Origin of the sequence: Streptomyces tubercidicus (assembly GCF_027497495.1) — a bacterium.
Taxonomy (GTDB): domain Bacteria; phylum Actinomycetota; class Actinomycetes; order Streptomycetales; family Streptomycetaceae; genus Streptomyces; species Streptomyces tubercidicus.
Window position 1 is genome coordinate 7,514,743 of the sequence record NZ_CP114205.1, and the last position, 26,539, is coordinate 7,541,281.

General features: G+C 71.4%; 25 protein-coding genes. 10 read left to right on the plus strand and 15 right to left on the minus strand.

Going from position 1 to position 26,539, the window contains the following annotated elements:
• The first annotated feature begins 254 nt into the window (after window positions 1-254).
• From sigK to STRTU_RS32935, 3 genes are all read left to right on the plus strand, one after another.
• The gene (gene sigK, locus STRTU_RS32925; protein ID WP_246241692.1) at window positions 255-788 is read left to right on the plus strand and encodes an ECF RNA polymerase sigma factor SigK; all 534 of its coding nucleotides are present in this window, start codon (window positions 255-257) and stop codon (window positions 786-788) included.
• Window positions 788-1,078, plus strand: a complete 291-nt coding sequence (locus STRTU_RS32930; protein ID WP_159748734.1) for a zf-HC2 domain-containing protein — start codon at window positions 788-790, stop codon at window positions 1,076-1,078. Before sigK ends, STRTU_RS32930 begins: the two co-directional genes overlap by 1 nt.
• A gap of 172 nt (window positions 1,079-1,250) precedes the next feature.
• Window positions 1,251-1,991: a FadR/GntR family transcriptional regulator gene (locus STRTU_RS32935; RefSeq protein WP_159748735.1), complete on the plus strand. Its 741-nt coding sequence runs from the start codon at window positions 1,251-1,253 to the stop codon at window positions 1,989-1,991.
• Between the two features lie 37 nt (window positions 1,992-2,028).
• Here the strand turns inward: STRTU_RS32935 and STRTU_RS32940 are convergent, their stop codons facing one another.
• The gene (locus tag STRTU_RS32940) at window positions 2,029-2,829 is read right to left on the minus strand and encodes an inositol monophosphatase family protein (protein WP_159748736.1); all 801 of its coding nucleotides are present in this window, start codon (window positions 2,827-2,829) and stop codon (window positions 2,029-2,031) included.
• Between the two features lie 154 nt (window positions 2,830-2,983).
• On the opposite strand from STRTU_RS32940, the gene STRTU_RS32945 reads away from it, so the two are divergent.
• The 3 genes from STRTU_RS32945 to STRTU_RS32955 are packed head-to-tail and all read left to right on the plus strand — an operon-like array spanning window position 2,984 to window position 5,951.
• Window positions 2,984-3,751 carry a (Fe-S)-binding protein gene (locus STRTU_RS32945; RefSeq protein WP_159748737.1) on the plus strand — a complete coding sequence of 256 codons (768 nt, stop codon included), beginning with the start codon at window positions 2,984-2,986 and terminating at the stop codon, window positions 3,749-3,751.
• The gene (locus tag STRTU_RS32950) at window positions 3,748-5,316 is read left to right on the plus strand and encodes a LutB/LldF family L-lactate oxidation iron-sulfur protein (protein WP_159748738.1); all 1,569 of its coding nucleotides are present in this window, start codon (window positions 3,748-3,750) and stop codon (window positions 5,314-5,316) included. Before STRTU_RS32945 ends, STRTU_RS32950 begins: the two co-directional genes overlap by 4 nt.
• Complete coding sequence (locus tag STRTU_RS32955) at window positions 5,313-5,951, plus strand: LutC/YkgG family protein (protein WP_159748739.1); 639 nt, start codon at window positions 5,313-5,315, stop codon at window positions 5,949-5,951. Before STRTU_RS32950 ends, STRTU_RS32955 begins: the two co-directional genes overlap by 4 nt.
• Window positions 5,952-6,012: 61 nt before the next feature.
• On the opposite strand, the gene STRTU_RS32960 is transcribed toward STRTU_RS32955, so the two are convergent.
• The 7 genes from STRTU_RS32960 to STRTU_RS32990 form a co-directional block, all read right to left on the minus strand.
• Entirely contained in the window at window positions 6,013-6,807 is a 795-nt protein-coding gene (locus STRTU_RS32960; RefSeq protein WP_159748740.1) for a carbon-nitrogen hydrolase family protein, read from the minus strand.
• 226 nt (window positions 6,808-7,033) lie between these two features.
• Window positions 7,034-8,434 (minus strand): aspartate ammonia-lyase, encoded by a 1,401-nt coding sequence (gene aspA / locus STRTU_RS32965; protein ID WP_159748741.1) that lies wholly within the window; start codon window positions 8,432-8,434, stop codon window positions 7,034-7,036.
• A gap of 81 nt (window positions 8,435-8,515) precedes the next feature.
• Window positions 8,516-9,535 carry an asparaginase gene (locus STRTU_RS32970; RefSeq protein WP_246241582.1) on the minus strand — a complete coding sequence of 340 codons (1,020 nt, stop codon included), beginning with the start codon at window positions 9,533-9,535 and terminating at the stop codon, window positions 8,516-8,518.
• The gene (locus STRTU_RS32975) at window positions 9,532-10,269 is read right to left on the minus strand and encodes a FadR/GntR family transcriptional regulator (protein ID WP_159748742.1); all 738 of its coding nucleotides are present in this window, start codon (window positions 10,267-10,269) and stop codon (window positions 9,532-9,534) included. The genes STRTU_RS32970 and STRTU_RS32975 overlap by 4 nt, the downstream gene beginning before the upstream one ends.
• A 99-nt stretch (window positions 10,270-10,368) precedes the next feature.
• A complete protein-coding gene (locus STRTU_RS32980; protein ID WP_159748743.1) occupies window positions 10,369-10,974 on the minus strand; it encodes a GNAT family N-acetyltransferase in 606 nt (201 codons plus the stop codon).
• Window positions 10,975-11,091: 117 nt separating this feature from the next.
• The gene (locus STRTU_RS32985; RefSeq protein ID WP_159748744.1) at window positions 11,092-11,784 is read right to left on the minus strand and encodes a response regulator; all 693 of its coding nucleotides are present in this window, start codon (window positions 11,782-11,784) and stop codon (window positions 11,092-11,094) included.
• A complete protein-coding gene (locus STRTU_RS32990) occupies window positions 11,781-13,517 on the minus strand; it encodes a sensor histidine kinase (RefSeq protein ID WP_159748745.1) in 1,737 nt (578 codons plus the stop codon). Before STRTU_RS32990 ends, STRTU_RS32985 begins: the two co-directional genes overlap by 4 nt.
• A 226-nt stretch (window positions 13,518-13,743) precedes the next feature.
• Here STRTU_RS32990 and STRTU_RS32995 point away from each other — a divergent pair, with 226 nt between their 5' ends.
• From STRTU_RS32995 to STRTU_RS33005, 3 genes are read left to right on the plus strand one after another with little or no spacing between them, the layout of a single operon-like run.
• Window positions 13,744-14,559: an ABC transporter ATP-binding protein gene (locus tag STRTU_RS32995; protein WP_159748746.1), complete on the plus strand. Its 816-nt coding sequence runs from the start codon at window positions 13,744-13,746 to the stop codon at window positions 14,557-14,559.
• Window positions 14,549-15,421: an ABC transporter permease gene (locus STRTU_RS33000; RefSeq protein ID WP_159748747.1), complete on the plus strand. Its 873-nt coding sequence runs from the start codon at window positions 14,549-14,551 to the stop codon at window positions 15,419-15,421. Before STRTU_RS32995 ends, STRTU_RS33000 begins: the two co-directional genes overlap by 11 nt.
• Window positions 15,422-15,465: 44 nt before the next feature.
• The gene (locus STRTU_RS33005) at window positions 15,466-16,506 is read left to right on the plus strand and encodes an ABC transporter substrate-binding protein (protein ID WP_159748748.1); all 1,041 of its coding nucleotides are present in this window, start codon (window positions 15,466-15,468) and stop codon (window positions 16,504-16,506) included.
• Between the two features lie 36 nt (window positions 16,507-16,542).
• Here STRTU_RS33005 and STRTU_RS33010 read toward each other — a convergent pair whose 3' ends face one another.
• From STRTU_RS33010 to STRTU_RS33040, 7 genes are all read right to left on the minus strand, one after another.
• Window positions 16,543-17,607, minus strand: a complete 1,065-nt coding sequence (locus STRTU_RS33010; protein WP_159748749.1) for a trypsin-like serine peptidase — start codon at window positions 17,605-17,607, stop codon at window positions 16,543-16,545.
• Between the two features lie 9 nt (window positions 17,608-17,616).
• Window positions 17,617-18,759 carry a trypsin-like peptidase domain-containing protein gene (locus tag STRTU_RS33015; RefSeq protein WP_159748750.1) on the minus strand — a complete coding sequence of 381 codons (1,143 nt, stop codon included), beginning with the start codon at window positions 18,757-18,759 and terminating at the stop codon, window positions 17,617-17,619.
• Entirely contained in the window at window positions 18,756-21,791 is a 3,036-nt protein-coding gene (locus STRTU_RS33020; protein WP_159748751.1) for an ATP-binding protein, read from the minus strand. The genes STRTU_RS33015 and STRTU_RS33020 overlap by 4 nt, the downstream gene beginning before the upstream one ends.
• The gene (locus STRTU_RS33025) at window positions 21,772-22,899 is read right to left on the minus strand and encodes a P-loop NTPase family protein (protein WP_159748752.1); all 1,128 of its coding nucleotides are present in this window, start codon (window positions 22,897-22,899) and stop codon (window positions 21,772-21,774) included. Before STRTU_RS33025 ends, STRTU_RS33020 begins: the two co-directional genes overlap by 20 nt.
• A 7-nt stretch (window positions 22,900-22,906) precedes the next feature.
• Complete coding sequence (locus STRTU_RS33030; RefSeq protein WP_159748753.1) at window positions 22,907-23,842, minus strand: alpha/beta fold hydrolase; 936 nt, start codon at window positions 23,840-23,842, stop codon at window positions 22,907-22,909.
• Between the two features lie 18 nt (window positions 23,843-23,860).
• Window positions 23,861-24,760 carry a DNA/RNA non-specific endonuclease gene (locus STRTU_RS33035; protein WP_159748754.1) on the minus strand — a complete coding sequence of 300 codons (900 nt, stop codon included), beginning with the start codon at window positions 24,758-24,760 and terminating at the stop codon, window positions 23,861-23,863.
• Between the two features lie 148 nt (window positions 24,761-24,908).
• Window positions 24,909-25,100: a DUF6381 family protein gene (locus STRTU_RS33040; protein ID WP_159748755.1), complete on the minus strand. Its 192-nt coding sequence runs from the start codon at window positions 25,098-25,100 to the stop codon at window positions 24,909-24,911.
• A 351-nt stretch (window positions 25,101-25,451) separates the two neighbouring features.
• Between STRTU_RS33040 and STRTU_RS33045 the strand changes: the two genes are divergently transcribed.
• The gene (locus STRTU_RS33045) at window positions 25,452-26,483 is read left to right on the plus strand and encodes a hypothetical protein (RefSeq protein ID WP_218039349.1); all 1,032 of its coding nucleotides are present in this window, start codon (window positions 25,452-25,454) and stop codon (window positions 26,481-26,483) included.
• Window positions 26,484-26,539: the final 56 nt, after the last annotated feature.

Consider the following 26,539-nt stretch of genomic DNA (forward strand, 5'->3'; position numbering starts at 1 on the left):
CCGCAGAGCCCTGACCTGCCACGTCGTGCCCCGGATCAGCCGAACGGGCCCCGACCGGCTGCGCTGCGCGTGAGGCCGCATCAGCCTGGGAGGGCGCGTCCGATACGTGGCAACGCGTCCCGGCCGCTCCTTCCCGGGGACACGGTCCGCACGAGACTGACGAGGGGACGGTTCGACACGTGGTGAGGCCCATTTCGCACACCGCATCCGAGGGGCCGCCCCGGCCGCCGGAGCGGTCTCCCGCGGACCGCCGCGTGGACGGGCTGCTCGTGCGGGTTGCCCAGGGTGACGAGCATGCGTTCGTCGGCGTGTACGACGCCCTCGTGGTGCCCGTGATGGGCCTGGCCTACCGGATCCTGCGGGACGAGGCGCAGGCTGAAGAGGTGACACAGGACGTGATGATCGAGGTATGGCGGAAGGCCGACCGGTACCGTCCCGAGCGCGGCGCCGCGAAGTCCTGGGTCCTGACGCTGGCCCACCGGCGGGCGGTGGAACGGGTGCGGTCGGTGCGGGCCGGCGTGGAGCGTGAGCGGAAGGCCGCGCAGCTGGCTCACCAGACCCCGTTCGACGAGGTCGTGGAGGCCGTCGAGGAGCGGGAGGAACGGGCCGAGGTCTACCGCTGCCTGGCCGGCCTCGGGAACACCCAGCGCCTGCCGCTGGTCCTCGCCTACTACCAGGGACTGACCTACGCGGAGGTAGCCGAGGCCCTGTCCACCCCCGCCGGCACGGTGAAGACGAGGATGCGCACCGGCCTGCGGCGACTGCGCGTCTGTCTGGGAGGCGACTGATGTCTGACACCGAGGATCCGCACGAGGCCGTCGGGGCGTATGCCCTGCACGCCCTGCCGCCCGAGGAGGCGGCCGCCTTCGCCACCCACCTGGCGGGCTGTGACGCCTGCACCCGGGAGGTCGCCGACCTGGAGGCCACCGTGGCCTGTCTGGCCGAGGCGGAAGCGGTCACCCCGCCGGACGCGCTGCGCCGGCGGGTGCTCGAACGGATCGCGACCACCACCCAGGAACAGCTGCTCCGCCGCGAGCCGTCCCGCCGCGAGGGACCGCGTCTGGACCTGGAGGTCTGACCGGCAGCCGGGGCCATACGCGGGCCGTGACCTGGCCCTTCGCACCTGCGGGCGGGCCTCTCCGCACCCGCGGCCTGGCCCCTCCGCACCCGCGGGCAGTATTGGTCCGACCACACACCCTGTGTGCCATAGTTTTTGCACGGGGCATGAGGGCCGAGCCGGGGAGTTGGGGATGACCGCCGAATGGCGACCTGTGCGGCAGTCGCGCACACATGAGCTCGTACTGGAGCGCATCGAGGAGCGGGTGCTCGCCGGAGAACTCAAGGCCGGGGACCGTCTGCCGCCCGAGCGCGAGCTGGCACCGGTCCTCGGCGTCAGCCGCTCCGCACTGCGCGAGGCGCTGCGGGTGCTGGAGACGATCGGGGTACTGGCCTCCCAGGCCGGGCGCGGGCCGGACGCCGGGGCCCGGATCGTACGGAACCCGGACGATGCGCTGGGCCGGCTGTTGCGCCTGCACTTCGCCCTCGGCAGCTACCGACTGCACGATGTGCTGGAGGCCCGGGTGGTCCTGGAGCGCTCCAGCTTCGAGGCCGCCGCGGAGCACGCCTCGGCGCAGGACCTCGACGAGGCGGAGGCGCTCCTGGAGCGTATGCGGGAGCCCGGAGTGGGCGCCGCCGACTTCAACGACCTGGACACCCGGTTCCATGTCGCCATCGCGCGTAGCTCCGGCAACCAGCTGACCTCCACCCTCACCTCGGCCGTACGCGAGTCGGTACGTCCGCTGATCCTCCGAGCGCTGGAGACGGCGGAGGACTGGCCCGCCACGGCCGACGCGCTGAACGCCGAACACTCCGAGCTGCTGCGACTGGTACGGGCCGGCCAGGGCACCAAGGCCGCCGATCTGGCCGAGGCGCATATCCGCGGCATCCACGGCGGGCTGGTGGACGAGAACGCGGCGGGGGAGCGGGAGTAGGAGCCGGTGCAGGAGCACGGGGACGAGGGTCACCGCACTAGCGTCGGCTGCGCATCATCGACATCAGCAGCCCGTGGGTCTCCGCATCGGCGGCGGCCAAAAGCCCTCGACCTGCCTCACCAACCGGGGCACCGTCGATCCCGGTGACAACGCAGCCGGCAGCCCGGCACAAAGCGATGCCGGCCGCGAAGTGCACACTCATGGACAGGTCGCCGCCATCGGTGACATACGCGGCGCGCTTGCCGGCAGCGACCCAGGCCAACGCCAGCGTCGTGGATACGACGCGCGGCCGGAAACTCTCGACAAACCCAGGATGGGCCAGCAGATCCACGGCCCGGAATCCGGGCGCACCAGGGAACGGCGGATCCAAGTTGACGTCCACCAACCGGGTAGCGGACGTGGGCGTCAGTAGCGCATCGTCGGCCCCCTCCTGCCGCCGCCAGGCCGACTCCCCGTCGGTGAAGAAGACCTCTCCGCTGAACGGGTCGGCCACCGCCGCCGCCCCATCGCGCAGCGCCACGTTGACGGCCACCAGCATGTTGCCGACGGCATAGTTCAACGTGCCGCACAGGGGGTCGACCAACCACTGGCGCACAGCGTCGGCGGCGCCTTGCTGCCCGCCTTCCTCGCCGAGCACCGCGTCGTCGGGCCGTGCGGCACGGATGACGCCTCGGATCGTCTTCTCGGCCTCCACATCGGCGGCGGTGGCAAAGTCGCCGGCACCCTTGTCGATGCAGGTGAGCCGCTGGCCGTACATGCTGCGGACCACGTCCGCGCCGGCCCTCGCTCCGGCTATCGCGACCGCAGCATCGTCGGAGCTCGCGTATGAGGTGGTCATGCCAGGCAGCCTATCGACGCCACCGAGCTTGCTGCCCCTGGCGACCTTCGTGGTGCTGCCTGTCCGTCCATAAGGTCCGACCAAACCGCGCCCCTACTTTTCCCCTGAGGTTCGAGAGGAGTATGGTCGGACCATAAACCCCCAGGGAGGCTTCATGCGCATCGCTCTCTTCGCCACCTGTCTGGGAGACACGCTCTTCCCGGAGGCGGTGAAATCCACCGCGGTACTGCTGGCCCGGCTGGGCCACGACGTGGTTTTCCCGCCACAGCAGACCTGCTGCGGCCAGATGCATATCAACACCGGCTATCAGCGTGAACCGGTCCCGCTGGTACGGAACTTCGCCGAGCAGTTCGGTGACCCGGCGATCGAGGCGGTGGTGGTGCCATCGGGGTCCTGCGCGGGCTCGGTCCGCCATCAGCACGAGATCGTCGCCGAACGGTACGGGGACGCGGCCCTCCGTGCCGGTGTGGCCACGGTGAAGACCAAGACGTACGAGCTGTCCGAGTTCCTCGTCGATGTCCTCGGCCGGACGGACGTCGGTGCGTACTTCCCGCACCGGGTGACCTACCACCCCACCTGTCATTCGCTGCGGATGCTGCGGGTCGGCGAGAAGCCGCTGCGGCTGCTGCGTGCCGTTGAGGGCATCGACCTGGTGGAGCTGCCGGAGGCCGATGCCTGCTGCGGCTTCGGCGGCACCTTCGCGGTCAAGAACGCCGAGACCTCCACGGCGATGCTGCGGGACAAGATGGCCCATGTCACCGGCACCGGGGCGGCGGTGTGCACGGCGGGCGACTCGTCCTGTCTGATGCATATCGCCGGCGGTCTCTCACGCATCAGGGCCGGTACCCGCACCCTGCACCTGGCACAGATCCTCGCGTCCACCCGCACCGTCCCCCACGTCCTGACGGAGGCCGCCCGATGAGCAGTTCCACCGGCCGCGCGACGAACGACACCTTCCTCGGTATGCCCGCCGTGCCGCCGCGCTCCCCATACGGGACGGGCCATCTGCGCGGTGAGCGCACCTTCCCCCGGGCCGCCCATGACGAGCTGGGCAACGAGCAACTGCGCCGCAACCTGGGCAAGGCCACCCACTCCATCCGCGCCAAACGCCTCGCCGTCACCGGTGAACTGCCCGACTGGGAGCAGCTGCGCGACACCGGCTCGGCGATCAAGACCGACACCATGAACCGGCTGCCCGAACTGCTGGAGGAGCTGGAGCGGAAGGTCACCGAGCGCGGTGGCACCGTCCACTGGGCCCGGGACGGCGTCGAGGCCAACGAGATCGTCACCCGGCTGGTACGGGATACCGGCAGCGACGAGATCCTCAAGGTCAAGTCGATGGCCACACAGGAGATCGGCCTCAACGAACACCTGGAGAGCCAGGGCATCGCGGCGCTCGAAACCGATCTGGCCGAGCTGATCGTCCAGCTCGCCGACGACCGCCCGTCGCACATCCTGGTGCCCGCGATCCACCGCAACCGCGACGAGATCCGGGAGATCTTCCTCCGCCACATCCCCGGCGTCGACCCCGCACTGGACGCCGACCCCGCCCGGCTCGCGGCCGCCGCGCGCGCGTTCCTGCGCGAGAAGTTCATGACCACCAAGGTGGCCGTCTCCGGCGCCAACTTCGGTATCGCCGAGACCGGCACTCTGGCGGTGGTCGAGTCCGAGGGCAACGGCCGGATGTGTCTGACCCTGCCGGAGACGCTGATCACCGTCATGGGCATCGAGAAGGTTCTGCCCCGCTTCCAGGACCTGGAGGTCTTCCTCCAGCTGCTGCCGCGCTCCTCGACCGGCGAGCGGATGAACCCGTACACCTCGCTGTGGACGGGCGTGACGCCGGGCGACGGCCCGCAGGAATTCCATCTCGTACTGCTCGACAACGGGCGGACGGCGGCGCTCGCGGACCGGATCGGGCGCGCGGCGCTCAACTGCATCCGCTGCTCGGCCTGCCTCAACGTCTGCCCCGTTTACGAGCGGACGGGCGGCCATGCCTACGGATCGACCTACCCCGGCCCGATCGGTGCGGTGCTCACCCCGCAGCTGGCCGGTATGCACGGCGCCAAGGGCGATCCCAACAGCTCGCTGCCGTACGCCTCCAGTCTGTGCGGGGCCTGCTTCGACGCCTGCCCGGTGAAGATCGATATTCCGTCGCTCCTCGTCGAGCTGCGGCACCAGCACACCGAACAGGCCGGTACGACCGCGGAGAAGCTGGCGATGAAGGCCGCGGCCACGGTCATGAAGCAGACCGGGCTGTTCACCACCGCACAGAAGGCGGCCGGGCTCGGACGCGTGCTGGCGGGACGGGACGGCACTCTCTCCCGCCTGCCACCACCGCTCAGCGGCTGGAGCGACAGCCGTGACACCCCCGCCCCTCCCCAACAGACCTTCCGCTCCTGGTTCGCCTCCGCCGAGGGCGCGGCCGCGATGCGGGCCGCGGCGGACGAGGGCGCCCGGCACACCGACGATCCGCAGGAGGCATCATGACCGCGACCGCACGGGAGACGGTGCTCCGCCGTGTCCGGGACGCCCTGAGCCTCTCCGACGGGCCCGCAGTGACCGTCCCGCGCGCCTACCGCACCGGCCGCTCGCTCCCCGACGAAGAGCGGCTCGCCCTCTTCGTCGACCGGCTCGTCGACTACCGGGCGCAGGTGCGGACCTGTACCGCAGCAACCACCGCGGCCGTGCTCGCCGAGGTGCTGCGGGAACACGGCGCACAGAAGATCGGGATCCCCCCGGGGCTCGATCCGGCCTGGCTGGCTGGGTACGACGGGGAGACGGTGACGGATTCCGCGGACGTTCCGGCGCCCCGGCTCGATGTGCTGGACGGGGTGGTGACGGCCTCCGCCGTCAGCTGCGCCGAGACCGGCACGATCTTCCTGGACGGCGCCGCGGCGGACCAGGGCAGACGCGCGCTGACCCTCGTCCCCGATCTGCATCTCTGCGTCGTCGATCTGTCGTCGGTGCGGACCGGAGTGCCGGAGGCGGTGGCGCAGTTGACGCCGGAGCACCCGATCACGCTGATCAGCGGCCCCTCGGCCACCTCCGATATCGAGCTGGAGCGGGTCGAGGGGGTACACGGCCCGCGCACGCTGGCGGTGGTGATCCGCACCGACCGGTGAGCGGTTGCGGCCCCCGGAGACCGGCGCGGGGCACGTCCGGTCTCCGGGGGCCGGCCGCGCCCTACATGATCCGGTTGTCCAGCACCGCCACGGCCCGCCGCACCCGCTCGGTCTCCTCGGTGTCCACGTCCCCGATGAGCAGGTCCGCCACGGAGCCCAGCTGCCCGCGTACGGTCCCGTCGGGGCCGATCAGTGCGCTGTGGCCGACGCCGTGCGGGGCCTTGGTGGGGGCCTCCGGATCGGCGTGCGGCTCCGGGGCGGCCTGGTCGACGGCCGCCAGCCAGACCGTCGCGTCCAGGGCGCGGGCCCGTACCAGCAGGTCCCACTGGGCGCGCTTGCCCGGCCCCGCGGCCCAGGAGGCGGGCAGCACCGAGACCGTCGCCCCCGCATCGGCATGGGCCCGGAACAGCTCCGGGAACCGCAGGTCGTAGCAGGTCGCCAGGCCCACCCGGACCCCGTCGACCTCGATGGTCACCACGCGCGTGCCGGGGGCGACCGTGTCGGACTCCCGGAACCCGAAGGCGTCATACAGATGGATCTTGTCGTAGGAGTCCTCCACGCCGGGCCCGGTGGCCAGCAGGGTGTTGGCCACCCGCCCGTCGCCCGCCGGGGTGAACATGCCCGCCACCACCGTCACGCCCGTCTCCCGGGCGACCCCGCGTACGCCTTCCGCCCACGGCCCGTCCAGCGGCTCGGCCACCTGCCCGAGTGAGGCCCCGAACCGCACCATGGCCGCCTCCGGAAAGACCGCCAGCCGGGCCTCCTCGCGCGCCGCCCGGCGGACCTGGTCCTGGACGATCGTGAGGTTCTCCTTCGGATCGGTCGATGCCGTCATCTGGCACAGCGCGATACGCATGCGGATCTCTTCTCTCTCGTGCCGATCGGGGCCTTCATGGCCTGCTGCCGGAGCCGCCCCGGCCCGTCTCATCCGCCGGGCCCGGCGGTGTCCATCTCCATCCTGCCTGCCAGCCGGCGGGCGCAGAACGTCAGACAGGTGCACTCCTCTCCGCACTCCGCTCTCCTCATCCTGCGCCGGACCCTGGCCCGGCAGCACCTCGGCGCGGGGGAGCGGGGGCCCGGCCTCAAGCGCCCGCGATTTCCTCCGGGCGCAGCAGCGCCGCGAGCCGGTCGGCCGGGAGCAGCCCCTGTTCCAGGACGAGTTCGGCGACGCCGCGGCCGGTGGCGAGCGCCTCCTTGGCGATCGCGGTGGCGGCGGTGTAGCCGATGTGCGGGTTGAGGGCGGTGACCAGGCCGATGGAGTTCTCGACGCTTGCCCGGAGCGTCTCGGTGTTGGCGGTGATGCCCGAAACGCAGCGCTCCGCGAGGGTGCGGCAGGCCGCCCCGAGGTGGGTGATGCTCTCCGAGAGGGAGTGCAGGATGACCGGCTCGAAGGCGTTGAGCTGGAGCTGGCCCGCCTCGGCGGCCATGGTGATGGTGACGTCGTTGCCGATGACCTCGAAGGCGACCTGGTTCACCACCTCGGGGATGACCGGGTTGACCTTGCCGGGCATGATGCTCGAACCGGCCTGCACCGGCGGCAGATTGATCTCCGCGAGCCCGGCGCGCGGGCCGGAGGACAGCAGCCGCAGATCGTTGCAGCTCTTGGAGAGCTTGACGGCGATGCGCTTGAGGACACCCGAGAGGTGGACGAACGCGCCGCAGTCCTGGGTGGCCTCGACGAGGTTGGCGGCGGTGACCAGCGGCAGCCCGGTGAGGGCGGCCAGGTGTTCGCGGGCCGCCTCGGCGTAGCCCTTGGGGGCGTTGAGGCCGGTGCCGATGGCGGTGGCACCGAGGTTGATCTCATGGATGAGCAGCACCGCCTCCGCCAGCCGGCTCTGGTCCTCCTCCAGCATCACCGCGTACGCCGAGAACTCCTGGCCCAGGGTCATCGGCACCGCGTCCTGGAGCTGGGTGCGCCCCATCTTGAGGATGTCGCGGAACTCCTCGGCCTTGGCCGCGAAGGTCTCGCGCAGCACGGTCATCGCGTCGAGCAGTTCCCGTACGGCGATGATCGTGGCGACATTGACGGCCGTCGGGTAGACGTCGTTCGTCGACTGGCTCAGGTTGACATGCTCGTTGGGGTGCAGCCGGCGGTAGTCGCCCTTGTCATGGCCCAGGATCTCCAGCGCCCGGTTGGCGATCACCTCGTTGGCGTTCATGTTCGTCGAGGTCCCGGCACCGCCCTGGATGACGTCGACGACGAACTGGTCATGCAGCTGCCCACCGTCCCGGATCTCCCGGCAGGCGGCGGCGATCGCGTCGGCCCGCTCGGTGTCGAGCAGTCCGAGATCCTGGTTGGCGCGGGCGGCGGCCTCCTTGACGGCGGCGAGCGCATTGATCAGATGCGGGTAGGCGGCGATCGGCGTACCCGTGATGGGGAAGTTCTCCACGGCGCGCAGGGTGTGCACGCCCCAGTACGCCTCGGCGGGTATCTCCCGGTCGCCGAGCAGATCGTGTTCGCGGCGGTGGCCGGCGGAAGTCATGGTGCGGTGGGTCCTTTGTGAGGGGGAGCGGGGGAGGGACAGGGCGATGCCCAGGGGTGGACTGATGAAGCGTCAGATGGCTTACGAGGCAAGGGTGTTCGCCGCCCGTAGGGCCCCGACCGGTGCTCCGCCGCCGAGGACAGGCGTGGTGGCGAACGGGGCGAGGGCCTCGGGGGCGACGCCGCAGTGCGCCAGGGCCGCCGCCGTCACCGGCATCCGGGCGCGGTCGCCGCCGTCGGCGATCTTCACGCCGACGGCCCGTCCGTCCGGCAGCGCCGCGATCTGCACGCCCTCGAAGCCGTCCTTGGCGAGCAGACCGGGCACCGCCCGCACCAGCCGGGCGACATCCCGCGCGCCGCCGGACACCATCTCCGGGTGCTCCCGCATGGCCTGCGCGATCCGGCCCTCGTCGGTGCCGGGGGCGGCCGTCGCCAGCCGGGCCGCGGCCCGGGTCAGTCCGTGGAGGGAGACCGAGAACAGCGGGGCGCCGCAGCCGTCGACCGTGACCCGGGCGATGCCCTGGCCGGTGAGGTCCGCCACCGCCGCGGCGAGTTCCCGCTGCAACGGATGGCCGGGGTCCAGGTAGTTGTCCAGCTGCCAGTCCCGGGTGCGGGAGGTCAGCAGCATGGCGGCGTGCTTGCCCGAGCAGTTCTGCGCGAGCCGGGTGGGCCCCAGGCCGCGCCGGATCCACTCGTCCCGTACGGCAGGGTCATACGGCAGATCGGGGACATTGCGCAGATCGTCCTCGGTCAGCTGGCCGAGGGCCAGGATGTCCCGGGCGGCGGCCAGATGCCGTTCCTCGCCGGAGTGGCTGGCCGCGACGAGGGCCAGCAGCGGGTCGTCCAGCGGCGGCAGGCCCGCGCGCAGCAGACCGACCGCCTGAAGTGGCTTGAGCGCCGAGCGCGGGTAGAACGCCGCCTCGATGTCGCCCGCCTGGAATTCCACGCTCCCGTCGGCCGCCAGCACCACGACCGAGCCGTGGTGGACGCCCTCGACGATTCCGCCGCGCACCACATGGGCGACGGGGACATGGGCCGGTTCGCGGACCGCGGGCGGTGCGCCCGGGGCGCGGTGCGGCGGCAAGGTGGTGCGCTCGCTCACGTGTGATCCTCGTCTTCCGTGGAGGCGGGCGTGCCGGGCTGCGGCCGCACGATGGTGGTCAGCGTCGTCTCGACGCGGGCGAGGTGGTGCGTCATGGCTTCCACCGCGTCGTGTTCGGAGCGGTCGACGAGTGCCTCGACGATCGCCCGGTGTTCCCGGTTCGACTGCTCACGCCGCCCGCCGAGCTCATTGAGGAAGGCCGACTGGCGGGCCAGCGCATCGCGGATCTCCTCGATGACCCGGCGGAAGACCGGATTGCGGGCCGCCTGGGCGATGGCGAGGTGGAAGAGGCTGTCCATCGCCACCCACGCCGTGGTGTCGGTCTCCTGCTCCATCCGCTCCAGCAGATGGTGCAGATGATCGAGGTCCTCCGTCGTACGGCGCACCGCCGCGTAACCGGCCACCGGGATCTCGACATGGCGGCGCACCTCCAGCAGGTCGCTCGCCACGTAGTCACCGAAGGTCGGGTCCGCGACGGCACCGTTGGAGATGACGAAGGTGCCCTTGCCGGTGCGCGAGACCGTCAGCCCCATGGTCTGGAGCGCCCGCAGCGCCTCCCGGAGGACGGGCCTGCTCACTTCCAGCCGCCGGCAGAGCTCCGCCTCGGAGGGCAGCTTGTCCCCGACCGCGTACTCGCCCCGCTCGATGGCGCCGCGCAGATGGTTGAGGACCGCTTCCATCGCGCTGATCCGCCGGGGCATCTCGCCAGCTGTCTGGCTGTCTGACAGGTTCACCTGGGGATCGTGGATCCCAGTCGGGGGAGCTGTCAAGGGGGCGGCGGAATGGACTATCTCCGCGCCATCCCACTTCCGTTGCGCTCCGTAAGGGGGCTGCTACTGCGGGTGTGTCGACTCCTCGCCGTGCTGTCCCTCGGCGCGGAAGTCCAGCATGTAGAAGACCTTGTCGTAGCGGCGTCCGCCCATCGCCACGAAGTCGGGCAGCCGGCCGTACTCACGGAAGCCGAGCGACCGGTAGAGGGTCAGCGCCCTGGTGTTGTCGGCGCGCGCGTCCAGGGTGAGGACCTCGATCCCCGCGCCCCGCGCGTCCTCGACCAAGGCGCTGGTCAGCGACCGGCCGAGACCCTGGCCATGGGCGTCGGCGGCCACCGCGATCTTCTCCAGATCCGCATGCTGCCGATTCGTCGGACGGGCATAGCGCAGCCAGTACCCCAGCCCGACCAGCCGGCGGCCGGAGTACGCCGCCCGCAGCGCCCCGTCCCCGGTGTGCGCCGCACGCAGGACCCGGTCGATCAGCTCCGCCACCTCGTCCCGTCCGGGCGGATCGGCCCAGCCGAGCGGCGCGCCGCCGCTGACCAGGTCCGCCAGGATCCGGTGAGCCGCCTCGGCGAAGTCCTTCGCCCGGTCCGGATCGGCGGCCAGCCGCAGGGCGTCCAGGATGTCGGTCTCGGGGGCCGTCCCGTTGGTTGTCGTGGGGTTCATGATCGGCAGCCTAGGGGGCGGTCGGCGCCGGTTGCCATGGTGCGCGGGGACGGAGCAACTCGGCGTGGGGGTAAGGGCGCTGGAGTGCTCCGTCAGCCCGTCGCGGGCCGGGGGCGGTCAAGGGGTACCCGCCCAGCGGTAGCGGTGTTCCGGGCGTCCGGTGTCCCCGTATTTGAGGGTCAGGATGATGTGGCCGCTGCGTTCGAGGTGCTTCAGATAGCGCTGGGCCGTGGAGCGGCTGACGCCGGCGCGTTCGGCGACCTCGTGGGTGGACAGCGGGTGCCCGGCCGCGCCCAGGACCCGGCGGATCAGGTCGACGGTGGCGGCCGAGTGGCCTTTGGGAAGCTCCGCGTGCGGGGAGCCGCTGGTCCGGAAGGCGCCGAAGATCCGGTCCACCTGTTCCTGGCCGGCCTCGCCGCGGCCACTCACCCCCTCGACGGTCCGGCGGAGCGCCGCATAGCCGTCGAGCTTGGCGCGCAGACCGGAGAAGCCGAACGGTTTGACCAGGTACTGCAGCGCCCCGGAGCGCATCGCGTCCTGGATCGTGCCGATGTCCCGGGCCGCCGTCACCATGATCACGTCGGTACGGTGGCCGAGCTGCCGCAGCCGCCGGACCAGGCTCAGGCCCGTCTCATCGGGCAGATAGTGGTCGAGCAGCACCAGATCGACCGGGGCGCGCTCCAGGGTGGCCAGCGCCTGGGCGGCGGTGTGCGCGCGGCCGGTGACCCGGAAGCCGGACACCTGGGACACATACGCGGCATTGATCTCGGCGACGTGGAAGTCATCGTCCACGACCAGGACATCGATCATTGTGACGCTCCGCTCCCCAGTGACGCTCCACTCCCTAACGGTCTTCGCTTCCACGGCTCCGGTCCTTCCGAGCGCTCTGCGGGTCCTTCTTCCGGGGCCGCGGCCGGGGCCGGTGCCAGGGCCTCCGGCAGGACGACGGTGAAGACCGCGCCGCCGCCCGCGCGGGCCGTCACCCTGGCCATCCCGCCGTAGCGTTCGGCGAGCCGGCGCACCAGCGCCAGACCGATACCCCGGCCGCGGACGGCCACCGAACCCGCGGACGAGTCCTCCCCGATGACGGGCCGGGCGGCCTTGGTGGACCAGCCCTCGGCGAAGATCCGCTCCCGTAGCCCCGGCGGCACCCCTGGCCCCGTGTCCGAGACCCGCAGTACGGCGGTGCTGCGCTCGGCCCGCAGCTCCACCTCGACGAACGGCTCGGCGCGGCGGTGCTCCGCGGCGGCGTCCAGCGCGTTGTCGATCAGATTGCCCAGCACCGTCACCAGATCGCGCGGGTCGACCACCGCATCGGGCAGCCGCGTCGAGGGCGACACCCGCAGGGACACTCCGCGTTCGGCCGCGATCGCCGCCTTGCCGACCAGCAGCGCGGACAGCAGCGGATCGGCCACCCGCTCCGCGATCTGTTCCGCGGACGCCCGCTGCGCGCTGGCCACTTCGGTGACGAACTCCACCGCCTTCTCGTACCGGCCCAGCTCCAGCAGCCCGCGCAGGGTGTGCAACTGATTGGCGTGCTCGTGGTCCTGGGCCCGCAGTGCGTCCAACAGGCCCTGGGTGCTGTCCAGTTCACGGCCGAGCAGCTCCAGCTCGGTACGGTCCCGCAGCGTCACCACCGCCCCGCCGTCCTGCGTCGGCATCCGGTTGGCGACCAGCACCCGGCCGCCGCTGACGGCCAGCAGATCCGGTCCCGTCACCCGCCCGGCCAGCACCTCCGTGGTCCGGCCCGGCGGCAGCGCTTCGTCCAACGCCCGCCCCGCGGCCCGCGCGTCCAGCCCCAGCAACCGTCCGGCCTCGTCGTTGACCAGCCGGATCCGGCCGCGCCGGTCGACGGCGACCACGCCCTCACGGATGCCGTGCAGCATCGCCTCCCGCTCCGCCAGCAGCGCGGAGATATCGGCGAACGCCAGCCCGTGCGTACGGCGGCGCAGCCGGCGGGAGAGCAGGATCGCGGCCAGCACCCCGACGGCCAGCGCGGCGCCCGCGTACCGCAGCACCCCGGGGAGGGTGCCGAGTAATCGCTCCCGGACGCTGTCGTAGGCGATCCCGACCGATACCGCGCCGACGATCCGGCCGCGGTCGTCACGCAACGGCACCTTGGCGCGGGCCGAACGCCCCAGCGTGCCGGTGTCGATCTGCCGCACCTGGCGCCCGGCAAGGGTGCGGCTCGGATCGGTGGAGACATGCCGGCCGATCTCGTCGTGGTGGGTGTGCGACCAGCGCACTCCGCGGGTGTCCAGCACCACGACGTACAGCGCCCCGGTCGCGGTACGGATCCGCTCCGCGGCGGCCTGCACCGGCCCGTGGGCGTCCGGTGCGGTGGTGACCAGTTCCCGGGCGAGGTCCGGATCGGCGGCGGTGGTCTGGGCGATGGACAGCGCCCGGCGCATCTCCTGGTCGTCCAGCTCGGCGCCGAGCGGTGCGAGGAAGAGACTGGTGGCGAGGACCATGACCCCGGTGGTCAGGGCCACTTGCGCGGTCAATACCTGCGCGAAGACCCGTCGGGGCCGCCGGATCCGCATGGACTCTCCCTTGTCTCCGGCCCTCCGCACCCTTGCGGCACCGCATCTTCCTTTGCTTGTGGGGCGCCGGCACCGTAAGCCGTGCGTGAGCACCTGTTTACCGCCTGGTAGCCCCCTAGTGGTTCTAGCGTGAGCAAAATGAGCACAACAGGGTTTGCGCGCAGAAACGCGGCTTGCGCCCACAAGGCTGCCGTAGTGGCCCCTTACGCTCCTAGCCTCGCGGCACATGAGCAGCCATACGAGCCCAGCGATCGAACTGAGGGGAACGAGCAAGGTGTTCCGGACCCCCTCGGGGGCCCTGCACACCGCCGTGCGGGATCTGGATCTGGTCGTCGAGCGCGGTGAGTTCGTCGCGGTCGTCGGGCCGACCGGGTGCGGTAAGTCCACGACGCTGACGCTGGTCAGCGGGCTGGAGGAGCCGACGGAGGGCGAGGTGCTGGTCGCCGGGGAGCCGGTCCGCGGCATCGGGGACAAGATCGGGTTCGTCTTCCAGCAGGACGCGGTCTTCCCCTGGCGCACCGTGCTGTCGAATGTGATGGCCGGCCCGCGCTTCCGCGGCGTACCGAAGGCCGAGGCCCGGCAGCGGGCGCGGGACTGGCTGGCCCGGGTCGGGCTGACCGCCTTCGAGGACCGCTATCCGCACCAGCTCTCCGGCGGGCAGCGCAAGCGGGTCGCCCTCGCCGCGACCTTCGTCAACGATCCCGAACTCCTGCTCATGGACGAGCCGTTCTCCGCTCTCGACGTGCAGACCCGGGCGCTGATGTCGGACGAACTCCTGGAGCTGTGGTCCGGGACCGGCGCCTCGGTCGTCTTCGTCACCCACGACCTGGAGGAGTCCATCGCCCTCGCCGACAAGGTCGTGGTCATGACCGCCGGTCCGGCGACCGTCAAGGAGGTCTTCGAGATCGGTCTGCCGCGCCCCCGGAAGGTCGAAACGGTCCGGCTGGAGCCGAGGTTCATCGAGATCTACCGGGAGATCTGGTCCTCGCTCGGTGAAGAGGTCCGGATCACCCGCGAGAGGGGTGCCGCGGATGTCGCCTGAGACCGCTGCCCCGGCCAAGACCCTTGCAGAGGCGTCCTGTTCGGACCGTTCGCGGGCCCGTGCGCGGGCCGCGCGCCACCGCCGGTTCCTGGTCCACGGCACCCGGGTGCTGCTGCTCGTCGGGCTGCTCGGACTGTGGGAGTGGCTGGCCCGGACCGCCGTCATCGACCCCTTCAACTTCTCGATGCCGTCGAAGATCTGGGACCAGATGAGCCAGTGGGCGCTGCACGGTACCCCGCAGGGCTCGCTGTGGGAACAGATCTGGTACACGCTCTACGAAGCGCTGCTCGGCTGGGTGATCGGTGTCCTCGGCGGTGTGGTGCTGGGGATCGCGCTCGGCCGGATCCGCTTTCTCGCCGAGGTGCTCGGTCCGTACATCAAGGTGCTCAACGCACTGCCGCGGATCGTCCTCGCCCCCATCTTCCTGATCTGGTTCGGCCTCGGGCCGGCCTCCAAGGTCGCCTCCGCCGTCGTCCTCGTCTTCTTCCCGGTCTTCTTCAACGCCTTCCAGGGCGCCCGGGAGGTTGACCGCAACCTGGTCGCCAACTCCCGGATCCTCGGCGCGAGCAACCGCCAGGTCACCCTCCAGGTGGTGATCCCCTCCGCCACCTCGTGGATCTTCACCAGCCTGCATGTCAGCTTCGGCTTCGCGCTGATCGGCGCGATCGTCGGCGAGTACATCGGCGCGACCAAGGGCCTCGGCCTGCTGGTCTCGGCCTCCCAGGGCACCTTCAACGCGGCCGGTGTCTACGCCGCCATGGTGATCCTCGCGGTGGTCGCGCTGCTCGCCGAGGGGCTGCTGGCCTTCCTCGAACGGCGGCTCTTCCGCTGGAAGCCCGCGGACACCGCGGGCGGCCGCTGAGCCCGGCCGTACCGACCCCTTCTCACCTCACAAGGACGTGACTCATGTGCACCGTACGGAAGTTCCCGGCCGCCCTGGCCGCCACCACCCTCGCCCTGACCACCCTCACCGCCTGCGGTGGCGGCACGTCCGGCGCGGCAGGTGCGGCCGACGGGAACGGCAAGATCGAGATCATGGTGGGCGGTCTGGACAAGGTCATCTATCTGCCCGCGAGACTCACCCAGCAGCTCGGCTATTTCGAGGACGAGGGCGTGCATGTCACCCTGCTCACCGAACCGGCCGGGGTGCAGGCCACCACCTCACTGGTCTCCGGCGATGTCCAGGGCGTCGTCGGCTTCTACGATCACACCCTCGATCTGCAAGTGAAGGGCAAGCAGGTCGAATCGGTGGTGCAGCTCGCGCATGCTCCCGGCGAGGTGGAGGTCGTCTCCCACAAGGCGGCCGCGGAACTCACCTCACCCAAGGACTTCAAGGGCAAGAAGCTGGGCGTCACCGGCCTCGGCTCCTCCACCGACTTCCTGACCAAATACCTCGCCGTGAAGAACGGGGTGCAGCCACACGAGTTCACCCCGGTCGCGGTCGGCGCCGGACAGACCTTCCTCTCGGCCCTCCAACAGGGCTCGATCCAGGGCGGGATGACGACGGACCCGACGGTCGCGCAGATCCTGAACAAGAACCTCGGCAAGGTCCTCATCGATATGCGCACCCCCGAGGGCTCGCAGAAGGCGCTCGGCGGCCCCTACCCCTCGTCCAGCCTCTATATGAACACCGACTGGGTGAACAGCCACAAGGAGACCGTGCAGAAGCTGGCCAACGCCTTTGTGCGGACCCTCAAGTGGATGTCCACGCACACCCCGGAGCAGATCGTGGCGAAGATGCCGTCCGACTACGCCCAGGGCGGCAAGAAGCTGTACGCCCAGGCGATCAAAGACACCCTGCCGATGTTCACCGAGGACGGGGTGATGCCTGCCGAGGGACCCGCGACCGTCGAGCGCGTGCTGAAAGCCTTCAACCCCAACCTCAAGAACGCCACGGTGGATCTGAAGAAGACCTACACCACCGAGTTCGTCAAGAAGCAGGGCTGACGGGACGGCCCCGCGGTCCGGCCGGTGCGCGGCGGCTCAGACGAAGTTGATGTCCGCCCGCCCCAGCAGCGGATCGTCCACCAGCTGCCACAGCGGTACGGCGAAGTTGCCGAAGCCGTAGCGGCCGCCGAAGTGCAGGCCCAGGACCCGGTGGTCGGTGAGGTCGATGACGGGTGAGCCGCTGTTGCCGCCGAGGGTGGAACAGTCGTGCTTGATGACGTTCCGGTCCGGCACCAGCTCCGTGGCGGTGCCGGGCTGCAGCCGCTTGACGTTGTAGATGTCCATGAAGATCCGGCGCATCGACTCCGGTTCGTTGCGCCGGCCGTCGTACGCCGGATAGCCGACGCAGTACACCGGGCGTCCGGGCAGGTCGCCGGGCGCGTCCGCGGCCACGGCCAGCGGTGCGGGCAGCGCCCCGCCACCGGCGGGCGGAGCGACCCGCAGCAGGGCCAGGTCCACGTCCTCGTGGATGCCCAGTACCTCGACGACGTCATAGCAGGGGCCGCCGTCCGCCGGGGCGCCGCCGTACTCCTCACCCATGTCGAGCCGGGCGCCGATGCCCTGCTGGAAGGTCCAGCCGGTGCCGTTGCCACGGGCGAACTCCGCCGCCACATGACGGTTCGTCATCACCACGTCCGTCCCGACCAGGAACGCTGTGCCCAGCCAGTCCAGGCTCAGATGCCCGGACAGCTCGACCCGGCCCACCCGCGCGAGCGATGCCCGGATCGCCGCCCGATGGCCGTCCAGCACCGCCCAGTCGCCCTGCTGCGGTGCGAAGTCCTGGTGCTGGACGAGGATGGCGGGGCGGCCTTCGAGCAGCACGATGGCTTCCATACCGAAGGACTCGTCGTCATCGATCTCGTCCGCCCGCCCGTCGGCGAGCTTCTCCAGACCGCTGACGCCCGCCGACAGCACCCGGGTCCGCTCCTGCTGGGCGAACTGGGCGATCTGCCCGGCGGGCAGTTCCTCGGCGGGCAGCTCTTCCAGGGATTCCGGGATCTCCCAGGACAGCCCGTCCTTCACCCGGGCCGCGACCGCCCGCAGATCCGAGAAGACCTCCTCGGGACCGGCCGCCACCGGTGATCGGCGCCGACTGTGCATCTCGCCTCCTCAGCCGCGCTGCGCGGCCTGTTGTGCCGTCTCGATCTCGGCGTGGATACCGGGACTGCTGGTCCGCAGATGGCGCAGGATGCTGCGCATCTGGGTGCCGACATTGACAAAGGCCGTCGTCCTGCCCTGGAACAGCACGTTCTCCACCCGCCGCGTTCCCCGGTGGAGCGCCACCACCTTCCAGTCGTCCGTGAAGACCGGTGAACCGGATGACCCGCCGCGGGTGTCGGTGAAGTAGCGGACATCGTTCTCGTCTGCCTCGTACACCAGGTTGTTGCGCAGCGCGACCCGCTTCGGCTGACCGCCCGGGTGCTGGATGATGTTGACCGCGACATAGTCGCCGCCGGTAACCGTCAGCGGTTCCGCCGCCAGCCGCAGTACGGGCCGCGCGGGATTTGCCGCCAGCCGCAGCACCGCGTAGTCCAGATCCGCGTCCGCGGCGACGAGTCCGCTGACGGTGGCCTCCTCCGTCTCCACCTCCTCGGTGTCGAAGTCGAACCGGGCGCGGGTGTACCGGGCCTGGAGGTCCAGATCCCCGGCGTCGGCCAGCGGCCGCCCCGCCCCGGTCCCGGTCCGGGCGTTGACCACATGGTGGTTGGTGACGAGCAGGTCCGGGGCGATCAGCCACCCCGTACCGGAGTGCGGGAAGCCGTTCGGCTGCAGTGGAGCACCCCCTTGGTACGGCGGCACCTTGAGACGGGCCACCGCGCCGCCCGCCAGCTCACCACCGCGCAGGAAGCCGATCGGCACCGTGTCGTCCCGGTGGACGATCTGCTCCTTGAGTTCCGTGGTGGGGGAGGGCAGCCCGGCCAGCACATCCGGCTCACCGCCCGCCTTCCGTGCCACCTCGTCCAGGGCCTTCTGGAAGACGGTGAGCGGTGCGGCCTCGGTGGTCTCGGCGACGGCGTTGCGCAGCCAGATCTCCAGCGGCACCGAGCCGTCCACCAGCCGCTCCACCCGGTTCATCTCGTTCAGGTCGGAGTGCACCTGCCGGCCGGGCGCCGGATGCAGCGGCAGTGTGCCGCGGTACCGGGGCATGATGCCGTCGAGCAGCAGCGGCCGGACGGTGGGGTCGGCCAGCCCGGTCTCCACCGCGGCGTCCAGCACCTGGCGGATCTCCTCGGGTGTGAGGTAGGCGGTCATCGGTCATCGGGCCCCGCGGGGCCGCTCCCTTCCTCCGGCGTACGTCCCCCGGGCTCCGGCCCCGAGGCCGCGTGGCTCGCCGTACGGCCCCCGGTGCCCACGCCCATGGCCGCGGCCACCCCGGCGACGATCTCGCCGCTCTTGTCGGGTACGGCCAGCAGCCGCCGGGCGAGGGTGCCGAGGGTGCCGCGGTCCCTGGCCAGCCGCAGAATCCCGGTGATCCCGGTCGGCGCACCGTCGGCCGGCTGCCGGGACGGTCCCGCGGCCTCGTCGAGAATCTCCATCACCCGGCCCAGCAGCGCCGGTTGGCGGCTGGTCGCGCGGCGCATCGCCGCTCCCAGCGTGTCCAGCGTCTCGTCATCGGCGGGCAGCCCCACCACCTCCAGCGCATGGTCGAGCGCACCGGGGGCCCGGTCGTAGATCTGCGAGGCCACCGCGCGGACCAGCACCGGCCGGTCGGCGAGCACGGCATCGGGCAACTCCCGCAACCGCTCGGCGAGTTGACGGTCCGCCTCCACGTCGGCTCCGTCGGCGCCCGCCGTCAGCCGGGCGCGCGCCAGCAGCGCCCCCATCGCTTCGAGGTCCTGCCCCAGACCGACCGCGACATCCTCCGCCACCCGCAGCGCACGGCCCGCGCCCGGCAGGTCACCGGCCTCCTCCGAGAGCCGCGCGGAGAGCAGCAGCAGCTCCAGCCGGCGCTCCCCGCAGCCCGCGCGCTCCGCCGCGTCGACGGCGTCCGCCGTGGCCCGACGGGCCTCCTCCTGCCGCCCGAGTCGGTTGAGGGCCTCGGCGAACAGGGCGTGCAGGGGGCTGCAGGGTGTCCAGGGCCGGCGTCTGCCGAGCCGGTCGAAGGCCGCCTGGGCGTACCCCTGCGCCAGCAGATCCTCCACCTCACGGGCCGCGATCCGCTCCCAGTCCTCCTGGTCGGCGCCCTCCGCGACCTGATCGGGAGTGGCGCCGCCGAGCCTGGCCGTCAGCAGGCCCGCGGCTCTCGGCGTCATGTCCTGTTGCGCTCCGGCCAGGAACCGTTCGACGCCCGGCAGCCACCGCTCCTCCACCGAGCGCGGGTTCTCGTCGAGCCGCAGCCGGTGGTAGATCTCCTCGGCCCGCGCCTCCAGGCCGTCGCGTGCGGCGTAGTGCTCGACGGCGCGGCGCTCTACGGCGCGCATCACGGCGGTACGGTCGCCGCCCGGCAGCCGCAGCATGATGGCGCGGACATCGCTGCGGTAGCGCACGGCGTCCGGACGGGCCGGCTCGACCAGGTCCAGGCGGCTGAACTCCGCGAAGAGCGCGCGGGCCGCGTCCGGTGTCGCCACCCGTAGCCCACAGGGCCCGGCCAGCACCTCCTTGATGATCTCCGGGGTGATGACGCGCAGCACCAGCCCGGGATGGGCGAGCCGGCGGACGCCCTCGTCGCCGATATGGCTGAGGATGCGGTCGTAGAGAATCCCCTGGACCAGCAGCTGGTCGACCCGGCGGAAGACCTGATGGCGGCGTTCGGGCAGGCTGCGGATCAGCTCGCCGGTCGGCTCGGCCCCGGCGCCCGCGAGGGTGGCGGCGCGGGCGGCCAGTTTCAGACTGAGCGGGTGCCCGCCGACCCGGTCCGCCAGCGCCCCCGCCACCTCCGGGTCCTTGACCCCGCAGGACGTCAGCAGGCCGACGGCGGCCGCCGGATCGAGTTCACCGAGTTCGATGTCGAGCGATTCGACCGTCTTCGCCGGATGTTCGACCGGCGCCCGCCCGGAGACGATGAGCCGCATCCGCGGATAGATGCTCTGGAACGAGAGGTAGATCGCCACCATCCGGCCCACCACCGGCGATCCGCGGTACTGCGCCTCCTCGAACGAGTCGACGACCAGCGCGAACGGCGGGTCCTCGGCGTGCGCCCCGCCCTTCCGGTCCGCCACCGCCCGCCGCAGGACCCCGGCGAGCCGCCGGATCAGATCGGTCTCCCGTCCGGCGGCCAGCGACTGGAACTGCTGCGAGGAGCGGCGCCCCAACACCGCCCGGGTCGTGGCGAGTTCCTGCAGCTGGCTGACCCGCTCCTGCCCCTCCCGCTGGCTGCGGGTCGCCTCCTGGCACTCGTGCGCCAGCGCGTCCAGCTCCGCGCGGTGTGCCGGGAACTGGATGCCGAGCTGCCGGGCCACCTCGGCGATCAGGGTGAGCGGTTCCTGGATCGAGAGGGTGGGCCGCTCGAAGTCGATATAGGCGAAGGGGAAGCAGCCGGCCGGGTCGCGGAGGCCGTCGAGCACGAACTTGGCGAGGAGGGTGGTCTTGCCCATCCCGCCGGGACCGTGCACGACCAGCGGGGGGACCGGCCCCGGGTGCTGCGCGGAACCATCCGGCTGGGCAGCACCATCCGGCCGTGCTCCCGCCGCCACCGGCCCGTCGGACGGGGCGAGATAGTCCCGTAGCTCCGCGAGTTCGCGGGTACGCCCCTGGAACGGCAGCCGTACGAGCCGCTCCAGCGGTTCGAGCAATCTGGCCCGCTCCAGGGTGAGCTGGAGCTCCGCGAGGTCCGGCAGTCCGGTCACACCCGGCACCCGCGAGAGCCACAGCACCGCCTGGAGCGCATCGGCCAGATCGTCGGTGGTCAGCCCCTCCGTCGCCGGGGGACGGCCGGAGAGACAGGCCAGCGCGAAGCGCTCCGGTCCGGGTTCCGCGGGCAGCTCGTCGAGCTGGCACTCCAGGCCGCGCCGGGCCGCCTCGGGCCCGGTCAGCTCGCGGAGCGTCCGGTCCCTGACATCGGACTTGAGGGACCATCCGGCCTGGTCCTGCGTCCCCAACGTCGTACAGTCGTCGACCAGTTCCAGCACAGCGCCGCCGCTGGCGGTCTCCTCGCCGGGCAGCCGGAGCCGCTGTGGATCGAAACGGCTCAGCAGACAGGCCGCCTCCCGGTAGGCCCGGCGGGCCCCGGAGACCTCCTCGGTCCGCTGCTCGCCCGTGTGCAGCTCCGCGCGCAAGCGGGCGACGAACAACTCCCGGGCCGCGGACGGGTCCACACCGCGGCGGTCAGAGGGACTGGTAGACACGGATGGCCCCCTCCGCCGCCGTGCAGAGCTCACGCATATAGCCCTCGCGGTCCGCGCCGTTCGCCCCGGTGGCCTGGAGCACCTCGTGCACCGCCGCGTCCACGAGGGTGGCGATGGCGGACTCCTGGGCCTGCCCGCTGCCGAGGATCTCCGGTGGCGACTCACGGAAGGCCTGGTCGAAGAAGCTGCGCAGATCGTCGGGTTCGGCGATCCGGGCGGTGTCCCAGGCCAGGTTTCCCCGCAGATCGTAAGGGAGTTGACGCATCGAGCGCCCGTAACCGAGGAGCACCAGCCGGGGCGCCTGATCCCCGCGGACGGCGGCATGCTCGTAGATGGCCATGCCGAGCTGTCCGATGAAGTCCCAGACATCGGAGCTGGGATCGAGCTTGTCGCATTCGTCGAGGACCAGCCAGAGACGCTCCTCGACGGCGGTGGCCCGCCCGGCCACCCAGTGCGCGGCCTCGTCGACCGACGGCAGCGGGTCATTGAGTTGCGTGGGATTCAGCGGGGCCGCGCCGTCCTGCGGATCGGCGACGAAGTCCGCCAGCCGCCGGACGACCTTGGCGGCGGTGGCGGTGTGCGACAGGGTGACGCGCACCGGGCGGAATCCGCTGTGCTGTCCGATGTGACGGAGAAAGTTGTAGGTGTACGACCGGCCGCTGCCCGGCTCGCCGTCGACCAGCAGAATGAACTGATGGGGGTCCGCGACGAACCGGCGCAGGGTCTCCCGCAGGTCCTGGCGGTCGATGAACGCCTCGGCGCCGTTCTTCAGGACGCAGGTACGGAAATTGTCCAGTGCGGCATGGGCCCGGAAGTCCTCCCGCAGCCGGCCCAGGAATTCCTGGGCCTTCACGATGTCCGGAAGCACCGCCAGCCGGTCGATGCCGGTGAGCGCCTCGACAAGCCGCAGCTGCCGCTGGATATCCGTACGCGACTGGTGCACGAGCGTGCGGGCGTTGTCCGTGCTGATCTGCGTCAGCCGCAACCCGCCGATGAATTCCGGCGGGAAGCCGTACTGGGCGAGCTGGGTATGCGGATCGGTGGTGTCGAGCAGATAGTTCCGCACCCACGCGGTGACGAGGTCCCACTCCGTTTCGGTCAGCGGCATACCGCGCCTACCCGGTACCGTCAAAGATCCGCTGAACCGGTGCCCTGACCTCGTGCTGCGACAGATAGGCGCTGATGCCGTGGTGGTTGCTGCTGTCATTCGTGACCAGCAGATCGGTGATCCGCTCCGGCGGGGCGTACTCGGGCCGCAAGGTGTGGTCGAGAGCCACCAGATCCCGCAGGTCCGAGGCGTTGCGCCAGGCCGCCACCCCGGCCGGGACGGCCGGCGGCCGGGACAGATGGTCCTGCACCTCGGTGATCGCCAGTGGCGATCCCACGGTGACCAGCAGCTCCACCTCCCGCCCCTGCTCCATCAGCACCTCATAGGCGATGATCGTTCCCAGGCTGTGGCCGACCACCACCAGCGGGCCGCCGTCGACCCCCGCCAGCGTCTCCTCGACCACCGCGCGCATCGCCGGACCCGCCCCGCCGAAGAAGTAGGCGTGTACGTCCTTGAAGGCGTGCTTGACCAGCATCCGGAACACCGCCGTACGGCCGGACCGGCGCAACGGCAGGGCCTCCAGCGGAAGTTCCGCACCGGGCTCCTCGGGCTCCTCGGACCCGGCCAGCGTGTCCGCGAGAGACGTCATGTCCCGCAGCCAGTCGACCAGCGCGCTCTCATCGGCCCCGGCCCGCCCCTCCAGCGCGATCTCACCGGCGTCCAGCCGCGCTTCCCCCAGCGTCCGCGCCACGAACTCCTCGGCCGGCTCCGTCCCGGCCCGGTCCACGGCGGCCGCCGACTCCTCGACCGGCTCCGTACGGCCGTCCAGCGGATCCGGCTGGAAATCGGGGAGCGGCGCCGGATACCGCACCGGCGCCCAGTACGCCATCCGCGACGCCTCGGCCATGTCCCGGCCGAACAGCGCGGTGTCCCACTGGGACTTGAGCAGCTCCGCACGGACCTTGTTCCCGTTTCCGTGGACATAGACGACCCTGGGTTGCATGGCCGGCACCTCCCGGTCTCAGTCGCGCCGCAGCACGATGTCGTCGTGCGAGGCGAGCCGCTTCCAGCGCTCCGCCGGGGCACGTACCACGGGCATCAGATCGACGGCCGGCAGCGGCCCCAGGTCCAGCGAGGTCAGCTCGGCGACATCCCGCACCGGCACCTGGAACGTCCGGAACGCACCCAGCGGCGGCGGCGCGCCCGCTTGCGCCCCGGCCAGCGCCCGCTCCGCGTCCCGGGTCAGATCGGGACTCTGGTCAAGCACATACGCCGTCGACGCGAGCGATCCGCCCTGGAGGAACGCCGCCACTTTCCAGAAGCGCAGCGGCACTTGGACGCCCCGGTACGGCGGATCGGAGTCGTGCAGGACCGGCCCGGTGAGCACGGCGAGCCTGCGGTCGACGTCGGCGGCGTGGTCGAGCAGATGGTTCTCCAGCTCCTGCCACACCTTCTTGGCCTGATTGAAGACATCCGCCTGCGGGGCGGCATTCGTGTAGTGGAATGTGTCCTCATTGGCCTGGTCCGCCTCCGCGGCCGCACCCCATACCGGGTCGAGCCGGCGGACCAGATGCCCCTTCTCCAGGGAGTTGTCGCGGTATACGTCATGGCCCGTCTGGTGGGCCTTGTCCACCCGCGGATCGAACTGCCAGCTGCTCTCCCGGGGCACCTGATCCATCAGACGCCGGCCGTCGACGCAGACCGCGGCGGCCACCGCCATCCGCCGGTCCGGCCGCAGCACCACGGTGAAGTGGGTGTAGGGCAGCACCACCGTCTCCACCTGCGGGCGGGTGGGCACCGGCAGCGGTACCCGGACCCCGAGGAAGTGCTCGTCATAGCCCGCACGGTCCGCCAGCGGCGGCCGGGATGTGGTGGTCCCGGCCGCCGCGCCGACGGTCCGTGGGGAGTCTGCTGGGATCATGGGGTAAGCGCTTCCCGGTGGCGCGGCCCGCCGACCGGTGCCTCCGGCGAAGCCACTCGAACAGCCGCCCGCACCGGCCCCGCGCCGTCTGCGGCGGGACCGTACCGGCGGTGGGTCGCACGTCCGCCCTCGGGCGGGCACCGCGGTCTCAGTCGGCGGGGTAGATGTCTCCGCTGGCCATACCGCTTTCCTGCTCGCTCTGGGAGCGGAGCCTGCGGGCCTTTTCCTGAAGCCGCTTCCGTTCCTCCGGGTCGCCGGCCCGCTCCGCGGCCGCCTGGAGTTCCTGTGCCTTGTCACGCATCTGCTGGATGCGTGCGCGTGATTCTCCTGATGCGTTCATCATCTGTCCTTGAACGGTGTGGGGAGAGCTGCATTTCCAGCTAATCAGGGTCGACGGCCCTTGGCACGTCGGACCTCACGCTCCGTGGGGACGGCGTCCGGGCCGTGACCGCCGGCCGCGGCACGCCCGGGTTTTTCGGCGTGTCTCCACCGGATGGCCTTCCTGAATGGCGAGAGCGGCCAGTAGGGACGTTGGCTGAACCACAGCACGCTCACAGTCCGCCGAGTGTCAGCGCTTCTGGTGTTTGACGCTCCCCTCGTTCAGTGGAGTTTCTCCATGACATCCGAACCAGCTCTTTGTGGGGGCGACGCCGAACTGTCCTCGACAGAACCCGGCGAGCACTTTCCGCCCATGACCCCTGAGAAAAGCTCGGCCCACACCCTTCTGTGGGAGGCAGTGACCCACAGGCCGCTGGAGGAAGTCGCCGCCCTTGTCGAACGGCTCAAGCGCAGCGGTGACATTCCCAACCCAGGCGACGAAGCCCTGCGTATGGCGGTCGTTTCCCGTCCGGTGAGCGACGTCGCCGCGCTCTTCGACCTGCTCCGCGCCACCCCGCACACCGCGGAATCGAGCCTTGAGGCACTGCGCGCGGTGGCCGTGGACCGCTCCGTGGAGGAGGTCGCGCAGCTCATCGAGCTGTTCGACCGGTCGAAGAACGGCGGCGACGAGGTCCACGGCTTCGCCGACCCGTTCCCGCCCGACCCCGGCGGCTTCGGTGGCTTCGGCGGCCCCGGAGGCCCCGGCGGTCCCGGTGAGCCCGTCGAACCGGAGCGCACCACGGCCATGCACGTACTCGACCCCGATGTCCGCCCGCTGGGCCGTGACGGGCAGTCGCTCTACCACACGCAGGGCGACAGCCCGATGAACCAGCCGCCCAGCCGTCCGCCCTGGGCCACCCAGCGGCCCGCCGGCGGTCTGCCGCAGGGCGGTCCGCGCTGGGCGCACGCGGACGAGGCGGCCCGCCAGCCGGGCTATGCGATGCCCGGTGTGCTGCGGTTCGTACTGCGCTGGCCCGCCGCGCTGGCACTGGCGCTGTGCGGGCTGAGCCATCTGCCGGTGAACTCGTCGCCCCTCCAGGGTGCCCAGGCGGCCGCCGGACTCTCGGTGGCCATCGTCATCGTCTACCTGATGCTGGCCGGCTGGCTGGCGATGCACGACACCGCCCTGGTCTGGACGGTGAGCGCCGCCGCGGCGATGATCATCATCGCCCTGCACGCGCTGTCCCGCGCCGGGGTGTTCGCCCCGCTGGGCAGCGGCCTGGGCGACACCGCCATGTGGCCGGAACTGCTCGCGGTGGGGCTGGCGATCGTCAGCGCCGGGATCGCGGGCGCGGCCCTGCTCTACCGCCCGCGCCGCATGAACACGGCTGTCGCGGGCGCATAACCGCCGACGCCCCAGCGGCCCCCAGGGCGCGGGCCGGGACCCAGGTCAGGGTCCCG

Excerpts from the sequence above, each read along its gene's own strand:
- STRTU_RS32930 (WP_159748734.1), top strand. The coding sequence starts at position 788 with ATGTCTGACACCGAGGATCCGCACGAGGCCGTCGGGGCGTATGCCCTG.
- STRTU_RS32935 (WP_159748735.1), top strand. The coding sequence starts at position 1,251 with ATGACCGCCGAATGGCGACCTGTGCGGCAGTCGCGCACACATGAGCTC.
- STRTU_RS32940 (WP_159748736.1), bottom strand. The coding sequence starts at position 2,829 with ATGACCACCTCATACGCGAGCTCCGACGATGCTGCGGTCGCGATAGCC.
- STRTU_RS32945 (WP_159748737.1), top strand. The coding sequence starts at position 2,984 with ATGCGCATCGCTCTCTTCGCCACCTGTCTGGGAGACACGCTCTTCCCG.
- STRTU_RS32950 (WP_159748738.1), top strand. The coding sequence starts at position 3,748 with ATGAGCAGTTCCACCGGCCGCGCGACGAACGACACCTTCCTCGGTATG.
- STRTU_RS32955 (WP_159748739.1), top strand. The coding sequence starts at position 5,313 with ATGACCGCGACCGCACGGGAGACGGTGCTCCGCCGTGTCCGGGACGCC.
- STRTU_RS32960 (WP_159748740.1), bottom strand. The coding sequence starts at position 6,807 with ATGCGTATCGCGCTGTGCCAGATGACGGCATCGACCGATCCGAAGGAG.
- aspA (WP_159748741.1), bottom strand. The coding sequence starts at position 8,434 with ATGACTTCCGCCGGCCACCGCCGCGAACACGATCTGCTCGGCGACCGG.
- STRTU_RS32980 (WP_159748743.1), bottom strand. The coding sequence starts at position 10,974 with ATGAACCCCACGACAACCAACGGGACGGCCCCCGAGACCGACATCCTG.
- STRTU_RS32985 (WP_159748744.1), bottom strand. The coding sequence starts at position 11,784 with ATGATCGATGTCCTGGTCGTGGACGATGACTTCCACGTCGCCGAGATC.
- STRTU_RS32990 (WP_159748745.1), bottom strand. The coding sequence starts at position 13,517 with ATGCGGATCCGGCGGCCCCGACGGGTCTTCGCGCAGGTATTGACCGCG.
- STRTU_RS32995 (WP_159748746.1), top strand. The coding sequence starts at position 13,744 with ATGAGCAGCCATACGAGCCCAGCGATCGAACTGAGGGGAACGAGCAAG.
- STRTU_RS33000 (WP_159748747.1), top strand. The coding sequence starts at position 14,549 with ATGTCGCCTGAGACCGCTGCCCCGGCCAAGACCCTTGCAGAGGCGTCC.
- STRTU_RS33005 (WP_159748748.1), top strand. The coding sequence starts at position 15,466 with ATGTGCACCGTACGGAAGTTCCCGGCCGCCCTGGCCGCCACCACCCTC.
- STRTU_RS33010 (WP_159748749.1), bottom strand. The coding sequence starts at position 17,607 with ATGCACAGTCGGCGCCGATCACCGGTGGCGGCCGGTCCCGAGGAGGTC.
- STRTU_RS33015 (WP_159748750.1), bottom strand. The coding sequence starts at position 18,759 with ATGACCGCCTACCTCACACCCGAGGAGATCCGCCAGGTGCTGGACGCC.
- STRTU_RS33025 (WP_159748752.1), bottom strand. The coding sequence starts at position 22,899 with ATGCCGCTGACCGAAACGGAGTGGGACCTCGTCACCGCGTGGGTGCGG.
- STRTU_RS33030 (WP_159748753.1), bottom strand. The coding sequence starts at position 23,842 with ATGCAACCCAGGGTCGTCTATGTCCACGGAAACGGGAACAAGGTCCGT.
- STRTU_RS33035 (WP_159748754.1), bottom strand. The coding sequence starts at position 24,760 with ATGATCCCAGCAGACTCCCCACGGACCGTCGGCGCGGCGGCCGGGACC.
- STRTU_RS33040 (WP_159748755.1), bottom strand. The coding sequence starts at position 25,100 with ATGAACGCATCAGGAGAATCACGCGCACGCATCCAGCAGATGCGTGAC.
- STRTU_RS33045 (WP_218039349.1), top strand. The coding sequence starts at position 25,452 with ATGACCCCTGAGAAAAGCTCGGCCCACACCCTTCTGTGGGAGGCAGTG.